This window comes from Paenibacillus sp. FSL W8-1187, assembly GCF_037965485.1.
In the GTDB taxonomy this organism is placed as follows: Bacteria; Bacillota; Bacilli; order Paenibacillales; family Paenibacillaceae; genus Paenibacillus_O; species Paenibacillus_O pasadenensis.
In genome coordinates this window covers 3,728,609-3,752,069 of sequence record NZ_CP150181.1, presented here as the reverse complement: position 1 = coordinate 3,752,069, position 23,461 = coordinate 3,728,609, and the positions used below count along the sequence as shown (strand labels likewise).

Below are 23,461 nucleotides of genomic sequence, written 5' to 3'. Positions count from 1 at the left end.
GAAACGATGGATTCGCGGACCGCCGCCGGCTGCTGCGGACCGCTAAAGGAGAGTGCTCGCTTGCAGCCAGACCGATCGAAGGAAACGGAGATCGCCTTCTATGAGCCGTATCCGGCTGCCGGGCTCTACGGACGGGACGGCGAAGCGCCTGACTGGGCCGCGATCGCGGCCGATCCCGCTCTCGCGGAGCCGATCGCCGAGCTGCGCGCCGAGGCGGCCCGCCTGCAGGAGCGGCCGGAGCCGCAGCTGACGGAGGAGCTGTATGCCGAGTTCGAGCGCGAGGGCAGGAGGCTCGGCTACGAAGCGGCCTATTTCGAGCGGCGCGGACGGCTGACGGCGTTCGGGCTGCTGACGCTGCTCGGCCTCGGCGGCGATTCCGCGCGGGCGCTGCTGCGTCAGACGATCGACGCCGTGCTGGGCGAGAACACCTGGTGCCTGCCGGCGCATATGAAGGGCGAGGCGATCGAGCGCGGCATCGACCTGTTCGCGGCCGAGACCGGCTTCGCGCTGGCGGAGCTGCTCGTGCTGGGCGGCGACGCTCTGGACGAGCCGCTGCGCCGCCGGATCGCCGGGCAGCTCGAGCGGCGTCTGTTCGGCCCGTATTTGGAGCAGGGGCCTTATCCCTGGGAGACAGCCGAGCATAACTGGTCGGCCGTCTGCGCCGGCTCGATCGGCGCGGCGGCGCTGCTGACGCTGCCGGCCGACGATCCGCGGCTGGAGCGGATCGTCGCCAAGGCGCTCGGCTCGATGGATGCCTACCTTGCGGGCTTCGGGGATGACGGAGCTTGCCTGGAAGGAATCGGCTACTGGACGTACGGCTTCGGCTACTATGTCTATTTCGCCGATCTGCTGCGGGCGCGCACCGGCGGCAGGCTCGATCTGCTGGACGGTCCGAAGGCGCAAGCGATCGCGGGCTTCCAGCAGAAAGCCTATCTATGCGGCAGCCGCACCGTCAATTTCTCGGACGCCGAGCCCCATGAGCGAGCCATGCCCGGCCTGGCCGCCTATCTGAGCCGCCGCTATCCCGGCCTGCCGTCGCCTCCGCCGTCCGTGCTGGGGCGCTTCGGCGACGATCCCTGCGCCCGCTTCGCGCCGGCCCTGCGCAATCTGCTGTGGAGGGCGCCGGCGGAGCGCGGCGCGCCGGCGCCGGAGAGCTGGCCGAGCGGCAGCTGGCTGCTGCCCGATGCCGGCTGGCTCGTCTCCCGCCATCGCAGCGCCGGCGGGAGCTTCGGCTTCGCCGCCAAGGGCGGGCACAACGCCGAGCCGCACAACCATCTCGACCTCGGCCATTTCCTGCTCGTCGAGGAGGGAGAGCCGGACTTCGCCGCCGATCTCGGCAGCGGCGAGTACACGGCCGCCTACTTCGGCCCGGAGCGGTACGGCTATGCCTGCACCGGGGCGCACGGACACTCGCTGCCGTCGCCGCTCGGCCTCTCCCAGCTGCCGGGCAGGGAGCGCTTCGCCCGCATCCTGGAGGCGGAGGCCGGCGCCGCCGAGGACCGGCTGCGCCTGGAGCTGGCCGCCGCCTACGGGCTGCCTCTCGGCGCCTCGCTGACCCGCCGCCTCCGCTGGCGCAAGCAGGAGCTGCCCGAGCTGGAGCTGACCGACGAGCTCCGCCTGCCGGAGCTCGCCGGCGCGGCGCGGCCGGACGGCGTGCCGCTGCTCGCGACGGCGCTGATCACCCGCTGCGAGCCGCTCGGGCAGGAGGACGGCAGCCTGCTGCTGCAAGGGAGCCGTCGCCGGATGCGCATTACATGGCCCGCAGGCTCGCTCCAGCTCCGCATCGAGAGGCATTCGTTCTCGAACCACTCCGGGCTGGAGGAAACTTACGTCCGCCTGGCCTTCGAGACGGCGGCCCCTGTCGACGCGGCAGCTTCGTCCGCGTCCATTTCGCTGTCGCTGCGCTTCCTGCCGTAGGAGTCGAGTCGCCGGAGCGCTGACTCGTCCGCCTGCGGAAGCCATCCGAGACTTGCCTGCAGCAGCCGTCCTCCGGCTGCTGCTTGTTTCGTTTCCGCCGCTTGCGCAAGCAGTCAAAATGAGCGTGAACGAGATCAAAATACCGTCACTGCAACGCGCGGGCTTTTCCTATACTGGAACGAGGAGGCGGCCATCCCGGGAGCATGCGGCCGGGATGGCCGTCCATCGTGCAAAGGCGAGGTGGACCTCATGAAAGCAACGACGACTGGCGGGGCGGCGGTCGAAGCCGCCGCCCCGCCCTCGAAGGCGCGGAGAAGAAGCCGGGGGAGGAGCTGTGGGGCTGGCTGTTCGTCAGTCCGATGCTGCTCGGCGTGACGGTGCTCGTGCTGCTGCCGATCGTAGCCACGTTTGTCCTCAGCCTGGCGGACTGGAACTTCGTCCAGGGCTGGGACGGCATCAAGTGGATCGGACTGGACAATTTCGACAAGCTGCTGCGGGACGACCTGTTCCTCCGATCCGTCCGCAACAACGTCATCTTCCTGCTCGCCGTCCCGGTCTACATGGCGATCTCGATGATCCTGGCCGTCGTCATCGACCGCCATGTGTATATGAAGGGCTTTTTCAAGGTCGCGTACTTCATGCCCTACATCTCCAACATCGTGGCCGTCGCGGTCGTCTGGCAGGTGCTGTTCCACCCGTCGAACGGACCGGTCAACCAGATGCTGCGCGCGCTCGGCTTCAGCCAGCCGCCGGGCTGGCTCGCCGATCCGAACTACGCGCTGCCCTCGATCATGCTCATCGTCGTCTGGACGTCGATCGGCTTCAACCTGATCCTCTACATGGCCGGCCTGCAGTCGATCCCGCGCGACCTGTACGAGGCGGCGGAGATCGACGGCGCGAGCGGCTGGGTCAGGTTCGCCCGGATCACGGTGCCGCTGCTGTCTCCGACGTCCTTCTTCCTGCTCGTCACCGGCGTCATCAGCACGTTCAAGGTGTTCGACATCATCGCCGTCACGACGCAGGGCGGGCCGATCGGCTCGACCTCGATGATGGTCTGGTACCTGTACGACACCGCCTTCGTCAACCTGAAGGTCGGCTATGCGTCCTCGATTGCCGTCGTGCTGTTCGCGTTCGTGCTGCTCATCACGCTCGGCCAGTGGGCCGCCCAGAAAAAATGGGTCAATTATTAAAGGGGGGGAAGACCAAGTGACGGAAACCGCCGCCGCATTCAGCTGGAAAAAAGGCATCCTGACCGCCGCGCTGCTCGTCCTCAGCCTCCTGTTCCTGCTGCCGTTCGTCTGGATGCTCGTGACGTCGTTCAAGCCGGAATCGGAAGTGTTCGTCTATCCGATCCAGTGGATTCCGAAGCAATGGAACGCCGTCCAAAACTACTCGGAGGTGTGGGCCGGCTCCTATCCGTTCTGGCGCTACTATCTCAACTCCATCCAGGTCGCCTTGATCACGACGGCGATCTCGGTGGCGGTGTCGAGCCTGGCCGCCTACGGCTTCTCCAAAATCCGCTTCAAGGCGGCGGGGCCGCTGTTCCTGATCGTGCTCGCCACCTACATGGTCCCGCATCAGGCGATCCTCGTGCCGCAGTTCATCCTGTACCGCCGCATCGGCTTGTTCGACAGCCATCTCGGCCTCATCCTGCTCGGCTCGTTCAGCGTGCTCGGCACGTTCATGCTGAGGCAGTTCTTCATGGGGGTGCACAACGAGCTGATCGAATCGGCGAAGATCGACGGCGCGAGCCATCCGCGCACGTTCGGGTCGATCGCGCTGCCGCTCGTCCGCCCCGCCGTCGCCACCTACGCCATCCTGCGCTTCATCTGGACGTGGAACGACTACCAGAACCCGCTCATCTTCCTGCGCAGCGATTCCCTGTTCACGATCCCGCTCGCGATGCAGAAGTTCACCTCCATGAGCGGCCAGTTCTACTCGCTCATCATGGCGGCGGCCGTCTCGGCGATTCTGCCGCTGCTGATCGTGTTCATCCTCGGCCAGAAGAGCGTCATCGAAGGCATCGCCACGGGCGGCGTCAAAGGCTGAGGCCGGGGATGTAAACGGAACCAAAAAAGTAAAAATGCCGCTAGTTCCGGTCAAGATAACGACATTGGCGGCGAGCGCCGGCTTCTATAATGAAGAAGCAAGCCAACGAGAACGGAGAGGGGAATGCATATGGCAAGAACGAAACCTTGGATGACGACCGTGCTGGCAGGGGCGCTCGTCGCCGGACTGCTGTCCGGCTGCGGCAACGGGGACGCCGGCGGCAACGGAGGCCAGGCCGCCGCAGGCAACGACGGCCAGGCGGGCGCGAGCGGCGATCCGGTCCAGCTGCGGCTCTATACGTACGGCACGGAAGAGGCTTATAATTGGCAAAAAACGCTCGCCGCCTATACGGAAAAGAAGCCCGGCGTCTCGATCGAGCTCGTGCAGCTGAGCGAGAAGGGCGATACGCAGGAAGCGTTCAAGAAGCTGGACCTGGCGGCCGCCTCCGACGAGCAGATCGACGTGCTGATGTTCTCCGATCCGGCCGGCTACGCGCAGCGGGTGGCGCTCGGCATGGCCGCTCCGCTCGACGACTTCATCGCCAAGGAAGGCATCAAGCTCGAAGAGGAGTACAAGGTCGACACCCGTCTGAACGGCAAGGTGTACGCGCTGCCGGGCAAGTTCAACCCGTGGTACGTGCTGCTCAACAAGGATCATCTCGCGGAGGCGGGACTCGACGTTCCGACCGAGTGGACCTGGGACGAGTTCGCCGATTATGCCAAGGCGCTGACGAAGGGCGACGGCCCGTCGAAGCGTTACGGCGCCTATTTCCACGGTCCTCAGAACGGCGGCTGGATGGAGTTCCTGAAAATCGCCATGGAGAACCAGCCGGAGGGCGCGGATTTCCTGAAGGAAGACGGCACGTCGAACCTCGACAGCCCGAACTTCCGCAAATCGCTCGAGCTGCGCGTGCGGATGGAGAAGGAGGATCAGTCGACCGTTCCTTACGCGGACATGATCTCTCAGAAGCTGGCCTACCGGAACCAGTTCTTCAACCAGACGGCGAGCATGATCCCGATCGGCTCCTGGATGAACACGGAGATCGGCGGCACGGACAAGGTGCCGCTGACGTTCAACGTCGCGGTCGCGCCGTTCCCGAAAACGAACGCGGCCGACGAGAACGGCCTGACGCCGGTGACGACCGACTACGTCGCCGTCTACGGCAAGTCGAAGCATCAGCAGGAGGCGTATGAGTTCGTGCGCTGGTACACGACGGAAGGCCAGGTCGTGCAGGGCAAGAACATCCCGGCCTGGAACGGAGTCAAGACGGAAGACGTCAGCGCGACGATCGACACGATCCTGTCCGGCACGAAAAATCCGGAGCTCGTCGACAAGGAGTCGCTCGTCACGGTCATGCTGGAATCCAAGGCGTCCCAGATCATCGCGCCGGCGACGTACCAGAGCGAGGTGTACAAAGCGCTGAACGAGGAGTATGAAAAGCTCATCCTGGGCAGCCAGGATATCGACAAGACGATCGAAGCTTCCAAGAAACGCGTCGACGAGATCATCGCCGCGAACAAAAACTAACGAAGCGGGGAAGCGGCAGGGGACTCGGTCCCTTGCCCGTTTCCCTTTCCTTGATGGAGGGGAGGGGCTCGGATGTACAAGGTGCTGCTGGCCGACGACGACTATCCCGTGCTGGAGCTGCTGTCCGAGGCGATCGACTGGACGGAGCTCGGCTTCGAGCTTTGCGGAGCGTACGAGAACGGAGCCGCCGCTTGGGCGCATGCCGAGCGGGACATGCCGGACGTGCTGGTGACCGACATCGGCATGCCCCGGATGGACGGGCTCGAGCTGTGCCGCCGGATGAAGGAGCGGCATCCCGGATTGTGCGTGGCCATCCTCTCCTGCCATTCGGATTTCCACTACGCCCGCCAGGCGATGCGGCTGAGCGTGCAGGAGTATCTGGTCAAGGACACGCTCGACCCGGCCGACCTCAAGGAGGTGCTGCGCAAGTTCAAGCAGGCGCTCGACGCGAAGCTCGAGACAGACTGGGAGCATATGCGCATGAAGCAGGTGATGCGGGAAGCGGGCGAGCTCGGCAAGGAGAAGTTTTTCCGCAGCTTCATCCAGCAGCCGCTGCTCAGCTCCGGACAGTGGCAGCAGGAAGCGGCCGCCTACGGGCTGCTGCGCGGAGGGGAGCATGTGCTGCCGGCGCTCGTCTGCACGGAGAGCTACGAGCGGCTCAAGGAGCGCTTCTCCTCCGAGCAGACGCTTCACTTTGCGATCGGCAACGTGCTCGGCGAGCTGCTCCAGCATGAGGGAGCGATCCATGTCGGCTACGGCCAGCGCCATACGTTCCTGCTGTTTTCGTTCCGGCGGGGCATCCACAGCCGCCCGGTCGGCGCGGCGGAGGAGACGCTGGTCCGCCTGCAGCGGGAGCTGGAGCGGGTGCTGGGCGTGCGCTTCGCCGCTCTCATCGGCACGGGAGCGGGCACCCCGGAGGAGCTGCGGCGGGGGATGAAGGAGCTGCTCGCGGCGACCGAGCAGCGCTTCTACCTTGAAGAAAGGGAGATCGCCCGGCTGACGCCCGTCGCGCCCGGACGCGGGGATCTGTTCAGCCGCTACGACGAGGCGCGGACCGAAATCCGCGACGCGGTCGCCAGCCCCGATCCCGGCGCCCGCAGGCTGGCGCTGCGGCGCTGGATCGACGTCATCCGCGCGGAGCGGCATCCGGAGCATGCCGTCAAGGAGTGGATGCTGAAGCTGCTGCTCGATCTGAGGCTCGGCCTGCGGCGCATTCCGTATGCCGGAGCCGCGCCCAGCGCCGACCGGATGCACCGGGAGATCGTGGAGACGGACTCGCTCTGGAGCCTGGAGCAGTGGACGGCGGAGCGGCTCGACGCCTACTACCCGAGCGCGCCGAAGCGAGGCGGAACGGGGCCGCGGCCGGAGGTGGCCGAGGCTTGCCGCTACGTTTCGCGGAACCTGGAGCGGCGGATCGCGCTCGAGGAGGTGGCCGGGCAGCTGCATCTCAACGCGAGCTATTTCAGCCGGCTGTTCAAGAAGGAGACGGGGCGCACGTTCATCGAGCATGTGACGGTCGAGAAGATGGAGCGGGCGCGGGAGCTGCTGGAGCATACGGCGCTGTCCGTCGGCGAGATCGGCGAGAAGCTCGGCTACGACAACCTGAGCTACTTCATCAAGACGTTCCGGTCCCACGCGGGAGCGACGCCGATGGAGTACCGCACGGCGGGCGCCGGCCAGGCCGGCGGAGGCGGCCGGGCGTGAAGGGCGGCTTCGGGAGGCTGCCGGGCTTCCGATCGATCCGCGGCAAGCTGATGGTTGCGGTCGTCGTCTGCGTGCTGGCGCCGGCGCTCCTGACGCTGCTGCTGTTCAGCTCGCTTGCCGAGGACGCGGTGCAGCGCCAGGCGATCGCGAATGCGGAGAACGCGATGAAGCTGACCGGGGCTTCCATCGAGACGCAGCTCGGCGACATGCTGACGATCGCCAACCACATCCAGCTCAATCCGGACATGACGGGGTATTTCAAGCGGTACGTGCGCTTCGGGTCCGAGCAGCCCGATCCGGTCGGGAAGTTCGCGGCCGGCAGCCGCATCCTGCAGCAGCTGGAGAGCCTGAGCGCCGTCGGGGACCGGAGCTACATCAGCATCCTGCTCACCGACGGCACGGTGTTCACCAACTACTCGACCGACGAGTTCCATCCCCGGCGGTTCCGGGAGGAGGCCTGGTTCGGGGAGCTGCAGTCGTTCATCGGCCTGCAGAGCTACTGGATTCCGACGTCTCCGACCGTGTTCCTGTACGAAAAGAAGAACAGCCCGTACCAGCTGAGCGTCGCGCGCACGCTTCGGCTCGACGACTCGACGATCTACGGCTATGTCGTCGTGACGACGATGGAGAGCCGGCTGCGCGTCCAGTTCGAAAAAGTGGCGCAGGAGCGCCGGGTGCTGCTCGTGGACGAAGAAGGCACCGTGCTGTCGGGACCGGAGCTGAGCGACATCGGCTCCGCGCAGCTCGCCAGAGTCCGGCCGGCCGATGCAGGCGTCCCAGCATCGGTCGTCGTCCGCGAGGACGGCGGAAAGCGGCTCGTGACGGAGATGCGCCTTGGCATCAACGGCTGGAGCCTCGTCTCCGTCCAGCCCTACAAGGAGGCGATCGCCAACATCAGCCAGATCTTCAACCGCGTCTTCCTGGCGCAGCTGCTGCTGTTCGTCGCGATGCTGGCGCTGCTCGTCGGCATCATCCGCCGGCTGACGTATCCGCTCGTCCATCTCGGCAAGGCGGCGAGCGCCGTGCAGCGAGGTAATCTGGAGATGCGGACGGGCGTGCGCGGGCCGGACGAGATCGGACGGCTCGGCATCCTGTTCGACCAGATGCTCGACCGCGTGCAGGACATGATCCGGGAAATCTCGGCCGGCCAGGCGCGCAAGCGGCTGGCGGAGCTGGCAATGCTGCAGGCGCAGATCAACCCTCATTTCCTGTTCAACGTCCTGAACTCGATCCGGATGAAGGTGCTGCGCTCCGGCGACGCCGACAGCGCCAAGATGATCTCCTCGCTGTCGCGGCTGCTGCGGATGACGATCAGCCGGGAGGAGGCCGCGATCACGCTGCATGAGGAGATCGAGCTGCTGCGGCATTATGTGGAGCTCATGAACCTGCGGCAGAAGGAGGGAGCCGATCTTGTCCTGGACATCGACGCGGACGCTTTTCTCGTGCCGGTGCCGCGCTTCATCCTGCAGCCGCTCGTAGAGAATGCGCTCCTCCACGGCCTCAGCCGCAGCGGAGGGACGGTGCGCGTGGAGGCGCGGCTGGAGGCCGGCGGCGCGCGGCTGCTGCTGCGCGTCGAGGACGACGGAGCGGGCATGGACGAGCCGAGCCTGGAAGGGCTCCGGCGCCGCCTCGAGGAGCCGCGTCCGCAGGAGGCGTCGGCTGCGGAGGCGAGCATCGGCCTGTCGAACGTCGGCGAAAGGATGCGGCTCATGTATGGCGAAGGGTTCGCGATCGAGGCAGACTCGTCCCCGGGACGAGGAACGTCGGTGACGATGAGGGTGCCTTTGCCGGCCGCGCGGCCGGCGGAAGGAACGATCGCGGCGAAGCGGCAGATGACAAAGGGGGAACGAGAGGATGGGTAACGAGACGATGGCGGATATCGAGCACAAGGCGGGAGCGAAGTGGGCGGAAGCGGCATGGGAAAGGGCGCTCGCCAAGACGCTCCGCGTCAGCAGGCGCATCGGCGCGGAATTCCCGCATGCGAGCCAGGGCGGCTCGTACGGGCTGGAAGCGCCGCATTGGTGGACGGCAGGCTTCTGGCCCGGCATGCTGCTGCTGCTCGACGAGGGCGGGCGCGCTCCGGAGCTGAGGGAGATCGCCGAGCGATGCGAGGAGCGGCTCGACGCCGTGCTGGACGGCTACGACAAGCTCGACCACGATCTCGGCTTCATGTGGGTGCCGACGAGCGTCTATCGCTATAAGCGGACCGGTGCGGAGGACTCGCGCCGCCGCGCCTTCAAGGCGGCCCAGTATTTGATGGGGCGCTTCAATCTGCAGGGACGCTACATCCGCGCCTGGAATCCCTGGTTCGAGGGCGACGACAACGCGGGACTGGCCATCATCGACTGCTCGATGAACACGTCGCTGCTCTACTGGGCTTCCCGCGAGAGCGGCGATCCGCGCTACCGCCACGCGGCGAACGCCCATATGGATACGGTCGTGAAGCATTTCGTACGCGAGGACGGCTCGGTGCGCCACATCGTCCGCTTCGATCCCGAGACGGGCGAGGCGCTCGAGGCGCTCGGCGGCCAGGGCTGGTCGCCGGAATCCGGCTGGTCGCGCGGAACGGCCTGGGCGCTGTACGGCCTGGCTCTCGCCTATCATCATACCGGCCGCGAGCCTTATTTGAACGCGTCCAAGCGCGTGGCCCACTATTTCCTGTCCCAGCTTCCCGAGGACGGGGTGCCGCACTGGGACTTCCGCGCGCCGGAGGACACGCTGCATCTGCGCGACAGCTCGGCCGGCAGCTGCGCGGCGTCGGGGCTGCTGCTGCTCGCGGGCCTCGTGCCGCCGGCCGAGAGCGCGTCGTACTGGCGCGCGGGCGTCCGCCTACTGCGGGCGCTCGACGAACGCTGCGGCGCCTGGGACGATCCGGCCGAGGAGGGGCTGCTGAGACATGGCACGAGCCACTATCCCGAGCGCAAGCATCTCGACGTGCCGCTCATCTACGGCGATTATTTCTTCGTCGAGGCGCTGGCCCGCCTGCGCGGCGCCGACGTCATCGGCTGGGAATAGGGGGCGGCCGTCATGCATGGATCGATCCGGCATCCGGCGGCGGACAATCCGCTGCGTACGAGAGCCGAACTGCAGGAGGCGGTCCGCCAGCTGATCGCCCCGCTGCGGCCCCATTACAGCGAAGGCGGCGCGCGGCTGCGGCTGGGAGCGACCGGCGCGAGCTACGCGCCCGAGGTGTCGCAGCTCGAAGGCTTCTCGCGCGTGCTGTGGGGCGTGGCGCCCCTGCTTGCGGGACAGCGCGGCTCGGAGCTGGCGGCGGACGATCGGGACTGGGCGGAGCGCTGCGTCCGGGGCTTCCGCTCCGGCACCGATCCCGCCCATCCCGATTACTGGGGCGACTTCGCCGACTACGACCAGAAGATGGTCGAGACGGCCGCGTTCGGCTTCGCGCTCGCGCTTGCGCCCGAGCAGCTGTGGGAGCCGCTGTCCGAGGCGGACAAGGAGCGCGTCGCCGCCTGGCTGTCCTCGTTGAGCGGACATCCCGTCTGGGATTGCAACTGGCTGTTTTTCCCCGTCATCGTCAACCTCGCGCTGCGCAAGCTCGGCCTTCCTTGGGACGAGGCGCTCGTGGAGCGCAATCTGGACCGGATCGACGCCTTCTACCTGGGCGAAGGCTGGTATGCGGACGGCGTGGGCGCCCATGCGGACTACTACGTGCCGTTCGCGTTCCACTATTACGGCCTGTTCTACAGCGTGCTGATGGGACAAGAGGACCCGGAGCGTTCGGCGAAATACCGGGAGCGCGCCGCGGCCTTCGCCCTCGACTTCGTCCATTGGTTCGATGCGGACGGCGCGGCGCTGCCGTACGGCCGGAGCCTGTCGTACCGCTTCTCGCAGGCCGCCTTCTGGGGCGCGCTGGCCTATGCGGGCGTCGAGGCGCTGCCGTGGGGCGTCATGAAAGGGCTGCTGCTGCGCCATCTGCGCTGGTGGCTGCGGCAGCCGATCTTCGGGCCGGACGGCGTGCTGACGATCGGGTACGCGTATCCGAACCTCGTCATGGCCGAAAACTACAACGCCCCGGGCTCGCCGTACTGGGCGCTCAAGTCGTTCCTGCCGCTGGCGCTGCCGCAGGATCATCCGTTCTGGTCGGCCGAGGAGCTGGCGCTGCCTGCGCTGGAGGCGATCCGTCCGCAGCGGCCGGCGCGCCTCGTGCTGAGCCGCGCTGCCGGCGGCCGCCATGTGGCGGCGTTCAACGCGGGCCATCCGGGAACGAACGAGCATACGCATGCGTCGGCCAAGTACGAGAAGTTCGTCTACTCGACCGTCTTCGGCTTCAGCGTGCCGCGCGCGGAGTGGGGGCTCGCCCAAGGCGCGTTCGACTCGATGCTGGCGCTGTCCGAGCGGGACAATCTCTACCGGGTACGCCGGCGCAACGAGGAGTCGCAGGTGGACGGAGAGTTCCTGTACGCGCGCTGGCAGCCTTGGCATGACGTCGAGATCCGCACCTGGCTGGTCGCGGGGCTGCCCTGGCATATGCGGATTCACCGCATCGAAAGCGCCAGGCCGCTGGACGCGGCCGAGGGCGGCTTCGCGCTGCGGCGGGATCTCGCCGACCCGCAGGCCGAGCAGGGCCCGGGCCTGGCGGCCGCCTCGGGCGCAGGCGGAGCCGTGGCGATCGAGGCGCTGCTCGCGGGCGGCGAGCGGAGCGGCGAGCTGCTCCAGGCGCAGGCGAATACGAACGTGCTGCATCCGCGCACGTTCATCCCGATGCTGCGCTCGAGCCACGAGCCGGGGATATTCTGGCTCGCCTCCGCCGTCTTCGGGGCGCCGGGAGAGGCGGTCGGGGCGGATGCTGGAGCAGGAGACGGCTCCAGCGCCGCGCCGAAAACGGCGGGAGCCGCAGGGGCGGAGCTTGCGGGAGCGGGAACCGCAGGCGCAGAGGCGCCGGCAGCGGAAGCAGCGGTCGCTGCCTCTGGGCTGCGCGGCGGATGGCGCTCGTTGTTCGCCTTCGAGGAGCGCCAAGGCTCGCTGCGGGTCCAATCTCTCAGGTCGGGACGGACGCTGACGATCGACCTCGACACCGGCGGATGGAGCCTCGCATGAGGGCGGACCCGGGCCGGCAGTCGGAGAGGAGCAGGAGGAGGTCCGTCAGGGCGGCAGCCAAAAGGGCGGCAATGGTCAGGACGGTGTGCGGCGAGGTCGGCAACGACTAGCTCCGCAAGGCAGCGCCAGGCAAGCAGGGCAAGGCATAAAGTAGAGAGAATGGAAAAAAGCGGCGAGGCGTCTGCCCCGCCGCTTTGGCGCGTTTTCAAGTTTGGGATAGCGAAGCGCGCCTGCTGCCGGTTGTGCAGCGGCTGCAGCTTCGGTTGAGAAGCCGGTTGAGAAGCTGATTGCTTCTCGATTGTGAAGCCAATAGCGAAGTCGTCCATGGAGCTAACGACGAATCAGCTCGCTAGAGCGCTGATTTCGGCTCTCTCCATACCGTAACGACTCGTGAGACGCTTAGAGGCGGAAAATGAAGTCCAATCGGCCTAAATAACGGTCCTGGTGACTTGTAAGCGTCTGAGGCGTCGTTAGCTGGTCGGAAAGTCGAAAACCAGGCTTCTAAGCGTTTGACGCGTCGTTAGCGCGTGAAGCTACATCGATTTTTGCTGGTCCAGCAGCTCGCGCCAGCGCGAGACCTTTAGACGTGATAGATTCCGTCCAGCAGCTCGCGCCAGCGCGAGACCTCTAGACGTGATAGATCCCGTCCAGCAGCTCGCGCCAGCGCGAGACCTCTAGACGTGATAGATCCCGTCCAGCAGCTCGCGCCAGATTCCATCATTGTCATGGAACATGTCGGGGACGCGGGGGATCTGCACGGCGCACACATGGGGGATGCGCCAGCCGAGGTCGACGATGCCCTCCGTATCGCCATGCTGCACGTAGAGCACGGCGAACGTCGCGCCGACGAGCGAGCGCAGCACGAGCTGCAGCTCGAACAGCTCCGGATAGCTGCCCTCGGTGCGCACGAGCAGGATGCGGCTGCTGCCGGAGAGCTTGCCGAGCATTCGGTCGACGCGCCGGTCGAGCTTGGCCTTCACCTCGGGATAGGGAAGCAGCGCCTCCGCATGGTCGGCACGCACCGGGTAATCGTGGTTGGATACGATGTGGTAGGCCGGATCGTACACGAGATAGCAGCCGGCGTTCGGATCGATGCCGGTGACGCTCAGGTTGCGCAGCTCCATGAAGCTCGCAAAGCGCTCCTGCAAGGCGCGCGAGACGCCGCTCAGCAGCGGGGAGCCCATCCAGTCGATCGGCCCGGAGTAGCGCCGGAGGCCGTTCTTGGCCAGCTGCACGCCCGGCAGGCAGTTGTGGCCGAGGCTGTAGATCGCGTCGTAGGGTCCTTTCAGTTCCGAAAGCGTCATCATCGGATGTCCCTCCTCGTTCAGCTTTCTATCAATAGATGCTAGAAGGCGATAGATGGACAGGGCAGGCGCAGAAAGCGGGACAAATTGGGCAGGCGGTGCTATAATCCGTCCTGACACCAATCCTGCCCGTCCGGCAGAGGGCCGGCGAGCGGCGGGAGAGACGGAAGGAAGAGAAGAAATGGGCTCAAGGCTAAGGTGGAGGCTCCCCGCACGCGCGGTGCTTCCGCCGGAAAGAAGGCTCGGCCGCGACGCGGTCGTCTCGCTGATCATCCACAGCTGCTTCCAGTTCGGAGCGTCGATGTCGGGGCTGTTCCTCAACCTGTATCTGTGGCGGCTGACGGAAAGCCTGGCGGTGAACGGCATGTACAACATCATCAGCTTCGGCATCACGCCGGCGGCCTTCGCGCTCGGCGGCTGGCTCGCCAAGCGCAAGGACCGGATGGTCGCGTACCGGCTCGGCATCGTCATGATCGCGGTCTTCTACCTGCTCGTCGTCATCGCCCAGGAAAACGTCGCCGAGTTCTTCGTGCTCTTCGCCTTGCTGAACGGCATCTCGTCGGGCTTCTACTGGGTCGGCTACCTCGTGCTCCAGTACGACGTCTCGACCGAGGCCAACCGGATCCGCTACCTCGCGTTCAACATGATCTGCTTCAACTCGGCCGGACTCGCCGGGCCTGCGCTCGCGGGCTTCATCATCCGCCGCAGCGAGGGGCTGCAGGGCTATATCGTGATCTTCGCCCTCGCCTTCCTCATGTTCGTCGTCGCGGCGGCCGTCAGCTTCCGCATCCCGTTCAAGCCGGACCGGCACCGGACCTACTACCTGAAGCTGATGGGGCTGCTCATGGGCAAGAACCGGCGCTGGCTGCTGGCGCTGTACGGCTTCCTCGTGTTCGGGCTGTTCCAGGGCGTCATGCTGTTCCTGCCGAACATCCTGCTCTTCCGCACCGTCGGGCGCGAGGACTGGGTCGGATACCTCGGCGTCTTCTTCTCCGCGCTGACGGTCGCCACCGGTTATGTCATCTCCCGCTCCGCTCAAAAGGAACAGGTCCACAAGTACCTGCTGATGTCCTCCAGCGGCGTCACGATCGGAGCGTCGCTGCTGCTCGTCGACGTCTCGCTCTGGTCGGTCGTGCTGTTCATGATGCTGTTCTCGATCTTCAACCCGCTCGCGGTCAACACGCTGACCTCCTACTATTACCGGCTCATCGGCACGCTGCCGCTCAAGGGCAACCTGAGGGTGGAGTCCGTCATCATGCGCGAGCTGTTCCTCAATACGGGGCGGGTCATCTCCATCGGCATCCTGCTGCTCGTCGCCGGCGGCCTCCAGCCTGCCGGCATGGCGCTCGTGCTCGTCGCGATGGCCGGCCTGCAATTCCTGCTGCTGGTGCTGGTCCGCCGCGACGAGCCGGCTGCGGAGCCGGCGGAGGGATGAAGGGCCGCGCCTTCCGACTCGGATGGGCGGATGCAGAGGTTCTCCCGGCCCGTTCGATCCAGCCCGCCTTCGCGCTTTCCGGCGCGAGGGCGGGCTTTTCGAATGCGGCCGGCGGCGCAAACTTCAGCCGTTAGGTTTGTTTTTTCAAGAACTTGGAAAAACCCCATATCCAGCCTATAGGAGGCGATTTATACTGGAAAAGCCATCCGCCCAAGCGGGGGCAGAAGCACCGGCGATACGGAGAGAGAGGAGGCGGCTGACAACCTTTTTGAAAACGATTACAGAAAGACGGCCAGCCTGAAAAAACAAGCAAGGCCAATCCGAAGGAGGATGAAAAATGAAGCGATTGTTCCTGACGGCCGCCGCGGCGATGGCGCTGGGCGGCCTGGCGGCTGGGGCGGCCTCGGCCGCTCCGGTCAGCGACGCCAACACGACGATGTTCGGACCGGACGTCTATGTGTTCGATCCGTCCATGCCGGCGGCGGACATCTCCGCCACGGCGACGTCGATTTTCGGCTTGCTGGAGTCGGCCGAGTTCAGCACGAGCCGCAAGGCGCTGCTGTTCAAGCCGGGCACGTACAACGTCAGCTTCAACGTCGGCTTCTACACGCATGTCGCCGGACTCGGACGCAATCCCGGCGACGTGACGGTGACCGGCGGGGTGAATGTCAATGCCGACTGGGACAACGGCAATGCGACGCGCAACTTTTGGCGCGCGATCGAGAACATGACGCTTGCGCCGGCTAGCGGCAAGACGCAGATCGCCGTCTCCCAGGCCGCGCCGCTGCGCCGCCTGAACGTCAAGGGCGAGCTCGACCTGTTTGACTTCGACTCCAACTGGAATGCCGGCTGGGCGAGCGGCGGCTTCCTCGCCGACTCCAGGGTCGACGGCAAGATCGTGCCTGCGTCGCAGCAGCAGTGGTTTTCCCGCAACAGCGAGTGGGGCGAGTGGACGAACGGCGTCTGGAACATGGTGTTCGTCGGCAGCAAAAACGCGCCGGCCGCCAGCTTTCCCGATCCGCCCTACACGGTCGTGCCGACGACGCCGCTCATCCGCGAGAAGCCTTATCTGTATGTGGACGGAAACGGCCAGTATCAGGTGTTCGTGCCCGCGCTGCAAAGCGGCACGCAGGGCGTCAGCTGGGCGGCCGGCTCGACGCCGGGCCAGTCGATTCCGATCGGACAGTTCTACATCGCGCGTCCTGAAAGCGCTACCGCAGCCGCGCTGAACGCCGCGCTCGCTCAAGGCAAGCATCTGCTGTTCACGCCGGGCATCTATCATCTGAACGATACGATCCGGATCACCTCCGCCAATACGGTCGTGCTCGGCATCGGCATCCCGACGCTCGTGCCGGATACGGGCCTGGCGGCGATGAGCGTCGCCGACGTGGACGGGGTGAAGATCGCCGGGCTCATGTTCGACGCCGGCCCGGCGAGCTCGCCGGTGCTGCTGGAGGTCGGCCCGCAGGGCAGCGCCGCCCGCCACCAGGCCAATCCGACGTCGCTCCATGACCTGACGTTCCGCACTGGCGGAGGATCGAACGGACGCAACGAGGTCAGCCTGCGCATCAACAGCAGCGACGTCATCGGCGACCATTTCTGGATCTGGCGGGCGGACCACGGCGCCGGAGCGGGCTGGACGTCCAACGTCTCCAAGAACGGGCTCGTCGTCAACGGAACCGACGTTACGCTGTACGGCCTGTTCAACGAGCATCACAACGAGTACCAGACGGTGTGGAACGGCAACGGCGGGCGGCTGTACTTCTACCAGTCCGAGATTCCGTACGACGTCCCGAACCAGGCTTCCTGGAAAAGCGGCGGCGGCGCCGTGAACGGCTATGCCTCCTACAAGGTCGGAGACGGCGTGACGAGCCACGAGGCGTGGGGGCTCGGCATCTACTCCTACTTCCGCGACGCGGCCGTCAAGCTGGGCAGCGCCATCGAGGCGCCGAACGCGCCGGGCGTGAAATTCCACAACATGACGACGATCTGGCTCTCCGGCACGGCAGGCAGCGAGATTACGCATATCGTCAACAACATCGGCGGCCGCGTGTACGCCAACACGCCGGCCGAGGCGATGCGCCAGACGCTGACGGAATGGGCCGGCAACGGCTCGGCGACGCCTGCTCCAAGCGCGACTCCGACACCAACGCCGACACCAACGCCGACACCAACGCCGACACCAACGCCGACGGCAACTCCGACACCAACGCCGACGCCGGGAGCGGCGCTGGACCGTACGGGCTGGACGGCGAGCAGCACGCCGTCGAGCGGCGACGCCGCGTCCAACCTGCTGGACGGCAGCATGGCGACGCGCTGGAGCACGGGCACGGCGATGGCGCCGGGGCAGTCGATCACGATCGACATGAAGGCGTCCAAGTCGTTCAGCAAGCTCGTCATGGACTCCACGGGCAGCGACGGCGATTATGCTCGCGGCTATGAAGTGTACGTGTCGGCGGACGGCGCGAGCTGGGGCAGTCCGGTCGCGACGGGCACCGGCAGCGGACCGGTCGTGACGGCCACGTTCGCGTCCCAGACAGCGCGCTATATCAAGATCGTGCAGACCGGCACGGCGAGCAGCTGGTGGTCGATCCGCGAGCTGAACGTGTACGGCACGGCAGGCGGAGGCCCGACGCCGACGCCAAGTCCAACGCCGTCCCCGAGTCCGACGCCGGGAGCGGCGCTGGACCGTACGGGCTGGACGGCGAGCAGCACGCCGTCGAGCGGCGACATCGCGGCCAACCTGCTGGACGGCAGCATGGCGACGCGCTGGAGCACGGGCACGGCGATGGCGCCGGGGCAGTCGATCACGATCGATATGAAGGCATCCAAGACGTTCAGCAAGCTCGTCATGGACTCGACGGGCAGCGACGGAGATTATGCGCGCGGCTATGAAGTGTATGTGTCGGCGGACGGCGCGAGCTGGGGCAGTCCGGTGGCGATGGGCACCGGCAGCGGACCGGTCGTGACGGCCACGTTCGCGCCCCAAACAGCGCGCTATATCAAGATCGTGCAGACCGGCACGGCGAGCAGCTGGTGGTCGATCCGCGAGCTGAACGTGTACTAGCACAACGGGCTTTTCGGCCGGGCGGCCGGAACCAAGGCATAAACCTGCCTTGGATTTGCGAAAACCGGCCGGGTGGCCGGAACCAAGGCATAAACCTGCCTTGGATTTGCGAAAACCGGCCGGGCGGCCGGAACCAAGGCATAAACCTGCCTTGGATTTGCGAAAACCGGCCGGGCGGCCGGAACCAAGGCATAAACCTGCCTTGGATCATCGAAAACCGGCCAGGCGGCCGGAACCAAGGCACAAACCTGCCTTGGATCCGCGAAAACCGGCCGGGCGGCCGTCCCGCCCAACTCAAAGGGGCAGGGTCAAGGTCCATTTTGGACCTTGACCCTGCCCCTTCTCCTTGCCCGGCAAGACCCGACCTGAGCGTCAGCCCTCGTCCGGCCTGACGCGGCGCACAAAGCTCAGCACGAGATCCTGCGCGTAGTCGCCGAAGCCCGTGCCGAACAGATTGAGGCCGCGAGCGTTCGCCGCATCGGCGGCGACGGCCAGCCTGATGCGGATCGGCTCGTTGAACGCAAGCGTCAGGTCGCCGAGCGACAGCTCCGAGCAGCGCTCGCCGTTCAGGAACGAGCCGTCCCGGGTCACCTTCCACTCCGTCAGCCGGCCATACTCGGTATTGCCGCGCCAGCGCTCCGGCGTGAAGCGTCCCTTGCGGTCGCCGAAGTCGCCGGGACTCGTCCAGGTGCCGACCGGCAGGCCGTCGACGAGCATCGTGATGTCGGACGGCCAGTCGTCGCGGAAGCCGGGCGCCTCGGAGCAGAGCTCGGCCGTCAGGACGAGCTCGTCGAGCTCCGCTCCGGGCGGCATCGGATTGGCGAATTCGTACTCCAGGCTGCCGCTGCCGGAGAACCAGAGGATGGCGGCCTCGGCGCGCTCCGGCATATAAAAGACGCGCGGGTCGTCCGGCGACCCGAGTCCGGCTCCTTCCCGAGAGGCCATGCCGCATGGGGCCTGGATGTCGCAGCGGGAATAGAGGCCGATCGGCATGCGGATCTCCTCCACGCGGCGAAGCGCGTCGCCGGAGCGCAGCGGAAGCTCCAGCAGCACGGAGCGGCAGCTCGCCGTGCAGATCTTCTCGCGCCCGCTGCCCTGGCGGCAGGAGACCAGCTCGGCCTGCTCGAGCGCCTGCACGTTGATCGAGATGGTCGGCTGAGCCGCTCCGAGCGCCTCGGCCAGCTGGCTGACGCTCATCGGGCGCTCGCCGAGCGCCTCCAGAATCCGCAGGCGGATGTCGCTCGACAGCGCCTTGGCGACGTCCAGCAGACGGGAGGCGGGATAGCGGATCAGCTCTTGTTTCGGTTCGTTCATGTCAGCCCGTCCTTTGGCGAAATTGGGATGCTTCTAGTCTAGCCGGAATCCTCAATATTGTAAAATAACAATACATATTGCGAAATCATTATGTATGCGCTATGATGAGGGCAATTCCTGCTGGAAAGGTGTGTGTCCGAACGTGCCATCCCTAACCGAAACGAAGCTTGAACAGCCTCGCCCCGAGCATCCCCGCCCCGATTGGGAGCGACGGGACTGGCTGAATCTGAACGGCGAATGGGACTTCCGCTTCGAGGCGGCCGCTGCTCCGACCGCTGCTCCGACCGCTGCTCCGACCGCTGCTCCGGCAGCCTCCGGCCAAGCCGCCGCCGAATCCGAATCCGCCGCGTCCTCCCCCCGCAAGCTGCCGGAGGACGCGGACTTCGACGCCCGCATCACCGTGCCGTTCTCGTGGGCGAGCCCGCTGTCGGGCTGGGGCCGCGACGAGAAAGGCGTCGGCTGGTACCGCCGCGCCGTCCGCTGGAGTCCTGCCGCCGCCGGCTCGCTCGTATTCCTGCGCTTCGGCGCCGTCGACTACGAGTGCGACGTCTGGGTGAACGGTGTCCATGCCGGCTCCCACCGAGGCGGGTACGGCTCGTTCGACCTCGACGTGACGGCTGCCTGGCGGGCGGAGGCGGACAATGAGATCGTCGTGCGCGCCGAGGACCTCGACGGAGCCTGGCAGGCGCGCGGCAAGCAAGGCTACGGCGAGATCCGCGGCATCTGGCAGCCGGTCTGGCTGGAGGGCCGGCCGCTGACGTTCGTGCGGAGCGCCAAGTTCGAGACGGCGATCGACGGCTCGGTCGAAGCCGTGCTGCGCATCGAGGCCGCGCAGGCGGGAGAGGCGCTGCTGCAGCTGGACTTCGGACCGGACGCGTCCGCCAGCGAGCAGCTGCAGCTGGGCGCCGGCGCGAACGAGGCGCGGGTCCGCTTCTCGGTCACGGAGCCGCGGCTGTGGAGCCCGGACGCTCCGCATCTGTACGAAGGCGGGCTGACGCTGACCAGCGTGGCGGGCGAGGACCGCATCGGCACGTATTTCGGCATCCGCGAGATCGGCGCCGAGGCGTTCGGCGAGCGCGGCTATAAGTGGGTCACGCTGAACGGCAAGCCGATCTACCTGAACGGCACGCTCGACCAGTCCTACCACCGGACGGGCTACTTCACGTACCCGTCCGACGAAGAGATGCGCGAGGAGATCTATTTGATGAAGAGGCTCGGCCTCAACTTCGTGCGCATCCACATCAAGCCGGAGGAGCCGCGCAAGCTGTACTGGGCCGACAAGCTCGGCATTCTCGTCATGGAAGACATGCCTTGCTTCTGGGGCAATCCGGACGAGCGGGCGCGCGCCGCGTACGAGAGCGAGGCGCGGGAGACGATCGAGCGCGACTGGAACCATCCGTCGATCTTCTCGTGGGTCATGTTCAACGAGACCTGGGGACTGAAGACGGATGCAGGCGCGGTGTCGACGACGGGGGACGCGGGCCAGCAGCAGCTGTACCTCCCGGAAACCCAGGAGTGGGTGCGCCGCTGCTACCGCTGGGCCAAGGAGCTGGACCCGACCCGTCTTGTCGAGGACAACTCGCCGTGCAACTGGGATCATGTCGAGACCGACCTCAATACGTGGCACTTCTATGTCAACGGGTACGCCAAGCTGCGCGAGCATGTCGAGCATGTCGTCTCGGGCACGCATCCCGGCTCCGAGCTCAACTACATCGGCGGCAACAAGCAGGCGGACGCCCCGCTCATGAACAGCGAGTGCGGCAACGTCTGGGGCATCGAGGGCGGAGCGGGCGACAGCGACCTTGCCTGGCATTACCGCTATATGCTCAACGAGTTCCGCCGCCACGACAAGCTATGCGGCTTCGTCTTCACCGAGTTCCGCGACGTGACGAACGAATTCAACGGCTACTACCGGCTGGACGGCACGTCCAAGGACTTCGGCTATGACGGCGTCATGCCGGGCATGAGCCTGCGCGACCTGCACGCGGCCGACTTCATCGTCGTCGACGAGCCCCCTTGCCGGACGGTGGAGGCCGGCTCCGAGGCCGAGGTGAAGCTGCTCCGCTCCAGCTACAGCGACGCCTATCACGGCCGGACGCTGACGCTGCAGTGGGAGCTGGCCTATGACCGGGACGGGGCGCGGACGATCCGCGAGAGCGGCAAGGCCGAGCTGGGGTGGGACGGCTACGGCGTCGCCGAGCTGCAGCCGCTGCGCGTGACGATGCCGGACGAGGACGCGGTGGCCGTGCTCGGCCTGCGGCTCGTCGACGATAAAGGCGCGGTCGTCAGCCGCAACTTCACGACATTCGACGTCAGAGGAAGGGCCGCCAGCCCGCTCGCCGCATCCGTGCCTGTCGCCGAGACGGCGGAGCGCTCGTTCGAGCCGGATTGGACCGCGATCGGCGGGCAAAAGCTGAACGGCGGCCGCGCAGGCAGCTTCGCCTACGAGATCGCGCTGCCGGACGCGCAGCGGCTGCCGCTGCTGTCGGAGGTGGAGATCCGCTTCGAGGCCAGCGCCAAGCGCCTGCTCGCGCATCATGTGGAGGGACAGAGCCAGGCGGCGAACGTCAACTTCATGCACGGCGACCGCGCCGACGCGCAAAACAACGCCAACACGCACTTCATGACGGGCGAGGAGAAGCATGCCTCGCAGGTCGACGTGCTCGTGGACGGGGAGCAGATCGCGACATTCGTCCTGCCGGACGATCCGGCCGACGCGCGCGGCATCCTCTCCTGGCACTACCAGGAGGCGGACAACCGGCTGGATGAAGCCGGCTCCTACGGCTGGCTGTGCCGGGCCCAGGTGCCGGCGCGGATCGCGGCGAAGCTCGACGCCAGCCGCCGCCTGCGCCTGGAGCTGCGCGCCGCCGAAGGCGGCCTGTCGCTGTACGGCCGCGATGCCGGTCGCTATCCGGTCGCGATCGAGGCGATCTGCCGCTGAGGCGAGGATCGGGCCGCGAAGGGAAGCCGAGGAGTCCGTCCTATGGACGGACTTTTCGCCATGCGGTAAGGTAAGGTGGAGAAGGACACGCGAGTCATGAGGAGGAGCCTGAGACATGAAGCATGAAGCATACGAGGGTACATACCAGGGCGAAAAGGCGGTCTGGCTGCGGTCGGGCAAGTATGAAGCGGCGCTGCTGCCGGAAATCGGCGGCAACCTGATCGCCTTCCGCGACGCGGAGACGGGCAGCCGCTTCCTGCATGAGCCGGCCGAGGACGAGATGGAGGCGTTCAAGGCGCGCCCGATGATCCACGGCATCCCCGTGCTGTTCCCGCCGAACCGCTACGAGGACGGAGCTTTTCCGTGGGAGGGCCGCACGCTCCAGCTGCCGGTCAACGAGCCGGAAACGGGCAACCATCTGCATGGCTTCGTCTACAACATGCCTTGGGAGATCGAGGAGTTCGGCACGACGGCGAGCGGCAGCTACGTCGTCACGTCCATCCGCGTCGACGAGAGCCATCCGAGCTATGCGAGCTTCCCGTTCCGCTATACGATCCGGCTGAAATACGAGCTGGGCGAGCTCGGCCTCGCCCAGCAGGTTCAGGTCGTCAACGAGGGCGACGGCGCGCTGCCTTGCCTGCTCGCGTTCCATACCGCGGTGCGGGCGCCGTTCCATCCCGGCAGCGCGGCATCCGACTGCAAGGTCAAGCTGACGATCGGCGAGCGCTGGGAGCTGGACGGCCGCATGCTGCCGACCTCGCGCCATCAGCCGCTCAGCCCCGAGGAGGAGCAGCTCAAGGGCGAGGGCGTCTATCCGTTCTACGCGGCGATGGACAACCACTACACGGCCGTGCCGCAGCAGGGCCGCAACCGGATGGAGCTGACCGACGCCAAGGCGGGCTTGACGCTCGTCTACGACGTCGGCACGTCCTACAAGCAGTGGATGATCTGGAACAACTTCGCGACGGAGGGCTTCTTCTGTCCCGAGCCGCAGGTCAACCTCGTGAACGCGCCCAAGTCGCCGCTGCCGGCGGAGGAGATCGGCCTGTTCCGCCTGGAGCCCGGCGAGATCTGGGAGGAGCGCGCCCGGCTGTATGTGAAGGCCGCCCGCTAGCGTCCGCTCCGGGCAGGGCAAGCCAATCGGC

Annotated in this window: 14 protein-coding genes; 12 read left to right on the top strand and 2 right to left on the bottom strand. The window is 66.5% G+C overall.

All coding sequences use genetic code 11. The features are described 5' to 3' along the window. The first annotated feature begins 60 nt into the window (after positions 1-60). The 8 genes from NYE40_RS16235 (at position 61) to NYE40_RS16200 (ending at position 12,255) form a co-directional block, all read left to right on the top strand. Complete coding sequence (locus tag NYE40_RS16235) at positions 61-1,917, top strand: heparinase II/III family protein (protein WP_339278674.1); 1,857 nt, start codon at positions 61-63, stop codon at positions 1,915-1,917. Positions 1,918-2,144: 227 nt separating this feature from the next. Next, positions 2,145-3,107: a sugar ABC transporter permease gene (locus NYE40_RS16230; protein WP_339278673.1), complete on the top strand. Its 963-nt coding sequence runs from the start codon at positions 2,145-2,147 to the stop codon at positions 3,105-3,107. Positions 3,108-3,123: 16 nt separating this feature from the next. Continuing rightward, positions 3,124-3,966, top strand: coding sequence for a carbohydrate ABC transporter permease (locus tag NYE40_RS16225; RefSeq protein WP_028597632.1), 843 nt, complete (start codon positions 3,124-3,126; stop codon positions 3,964-3,966). A 129-nt stretch (positions 3,967-4,095) separates the two neighbouring features. Continuing rightward, complete coding sequence (locus NYE40_RS16220; RefSeq protein WP_028597633.1) at positions 4,096-5,493, top strand: extracellular solute-binding protein; 1,398 nt, start codon at positions 4,096-4,098, stop codon at positions 5,491-5,493. A gap of 72 nt (positions 5,494-5,565) precedes the next feature. Continuing rightward, the gene (locus NYE40_RS16215) at positions 5,566-7,197 is read left to right on the top strand and encodes a response regulator (protein WP_101807880.1); all 1,632 of its coding nucleotides are present in this window, start codon (positions 5,566-5,568) and stop codon (positions 7,195-7,197) included. Then, complete coding sequence (locus tag NYE40_RS16210; protein WP_240478932.1) at positions 7,194-9,059, top strand: sensor histidine kinase; 1,866 nt, start codon at positions 7,194-7,196, stop codon at positions 9,057-9,059. The genes NYE40_RS16215 and NYE40_RS16210 overlap by 4 nt, the downstream gene beginning before the upstream one ends. Further along, a complete protein-coding gene (locus tag NYE40_RS16205; protein WP_240478933.1) occupies positions 9,052-10,212 on the top strand; it encodes a glycoside hydrolase family 88 protein in 1,161 nt (386 codons plus the stop codon). Before NYE40_RS16210 ends, NYE40_RS16205 begins: the two co-directional genes overlap by 8 nt. Positions 10,213-10,224: 12 nt before the next feature. Further along, on the top strand, positions 10,225-12,255 hold the full coding sequence (locus tag NYE40_RS16200) for a DUF2264 domain-containing protein (protein WP_339278672.1): 2,031 nt from the start codon (positions 10,225-10,227) through the stop codon (positions 12,253-12,255). A 674-nt stretch (positions 12,256-12,929) separates the two neighbouring features. Here the strand turns inward: NYE40_RS16200 and NYE40_RS16195 are convergent. Continuing rightward, positions 12,930-13,562, bottom strand: coding sequence for a DUF1796 family putative cysteine peptidase (locus NYE40_RS16195; RefSeq protein ID WP_052332975.1), 633 nt, complete (start codon positions 13,560-13,562; stop codon positions 12,930-12,932). A gap of 178 nt (positions 13,563-13,740) precedes the next feature. Here NYE40_RS16195 and NYE40_RS16190 point away from each other — a divergent pair, with 178 nt between their 5' ends. Continuing rightward, positions 13,741-14,994, top strand: a complete 1,254-nt coding sequence (locus NYE40_RS16190) for an MFS transporter (RefSeq protein WP_028597636.1) — start codon at positions 13,741-13,743, stop codon at positions 14,992-14,994. A gap of 337 nt (positions 14,995-15,331) precedes the next feature. Beyond that, entirely contained in the window at positions 15,332-18,061 is a 2,730-nt protein-coding gene (locus tag NYE40_RS16185; RefSeq protein WP_028597637.1) for a discoidin domain-containing protein, read from the top strand. Positions 18,062-18,433: 372 nt separating this feature from the next. Here the strand turns inward: NYE40_RS16185 and NYE40_RS16180 are convergent, their stop codons facing one another. Then, positions 18,434-19,375: a helix-turn-helix domain-containing protein gene (locus tag NYE40_RS16180; protein ID WP_028597229.1), complete on the bottom strand. Its 942-nt coding sequence runs from the start codon at positions 19,373-19,375 to the stop codon at positions 18,434-18,436. A gap of 142 nt (positions 19,376-19,517) precedes the next feature. On the opposite strand from NYE40_RS16180, the gene NYE40_RS16175 reads away from it, so the two are divergent. Next, entirely contained in the window at positions 19,518-22,316 is a 2,799-nt protein-coding gene (locus NYE40_RS16175; RefSeq protein ID WP_244912718.1) for a glycoside hydrolase family 2 TIM barrel-domain containing protein, read from the top strand. Between the two features lie 115 nt (positions 22,317-22,431). Beyond that, a complete protein-coding gene (locus tag NYE40_RS16170; RefSeq protein WP_101807877.1) occupies positions 22,432-23,430 on the top strand; it encodes an aldose 1-epimerase in 999 nt (332 codons plus the stop codon). Positions 23,431-23,461 lie beyond the last annotated feature (31 nt).

What these genes read in the sequence shown, in the direction of transcription:
- NYE40_RS16220 (WP_028597633.1), top strand. Translation starts at nt 4,096, where the DNA reads ATGGCAAGAACGAAACCTTGGATGACGACCGTGCTGGCAGGGGCGCTC.
- NYE40_RS16215 (WP_101807880.1), top strand. Translation starts at nt 5,566, where the DNA reads ATGTACAAGGTGCTGCTGGCCGACGACGACTATCCCGTGCTGGAGCTG.
- NYE40_RS16205 (WP_240478933.1), top strand. Translation starts at nt 9,052, where the DNA reads ATGGGTAACGAGACGATGGCGGATATCGAGCACAAGGCGGGAGCGAAG.
- NYE40_RS16200 (WP_339278672.1), top strand. Translation starts at nt 10,225, where the DNA reads ATGCATGGATCGATCCGGCATCCGGCGGCGGACAATCCGCTGCGTACG.
- NYE40_RS16195 (WP_052332975.1), bottom strand. Translation starts at nt 13,562, where the DNA reads ATGATGACGCTTTCGGAACTGAAAGGACCCTACGACGCGATCTACAGC.
- NYE40_RS16190 (WP_028597636.1), top strand. Translation starts at nt 13,741, where the DNA reads ATGGGCTCAAGGCTAAGGTGGAGGCTCCCCGCACGCGCGGTGCTTCCG.
- NYE40_RS16185 (WP_028597637.1), top strand. Translation starts at nt 15,332, where the DNA reads ATGAAGCGATTGTTCCTGACGGCCGCCGCGGCGATGGCGCTGGGCGGC.
- NYE40_RS16180 (WP_028597229.1), bottom strand. Translation starts at nt 19,375, where the DNA reads ATGAACGAACCGAAACAAGAGCTGATCCGCTATCCCGCCTCCCGTCTG.
- NYE40_RS16170 (WP_101807877.1), top strand. Translation starts at nt 22,432, where the DNA reads ATGAAGCATGAAGCATACGAGGGTACATACCAGGGCGAAAAGGCGGTC.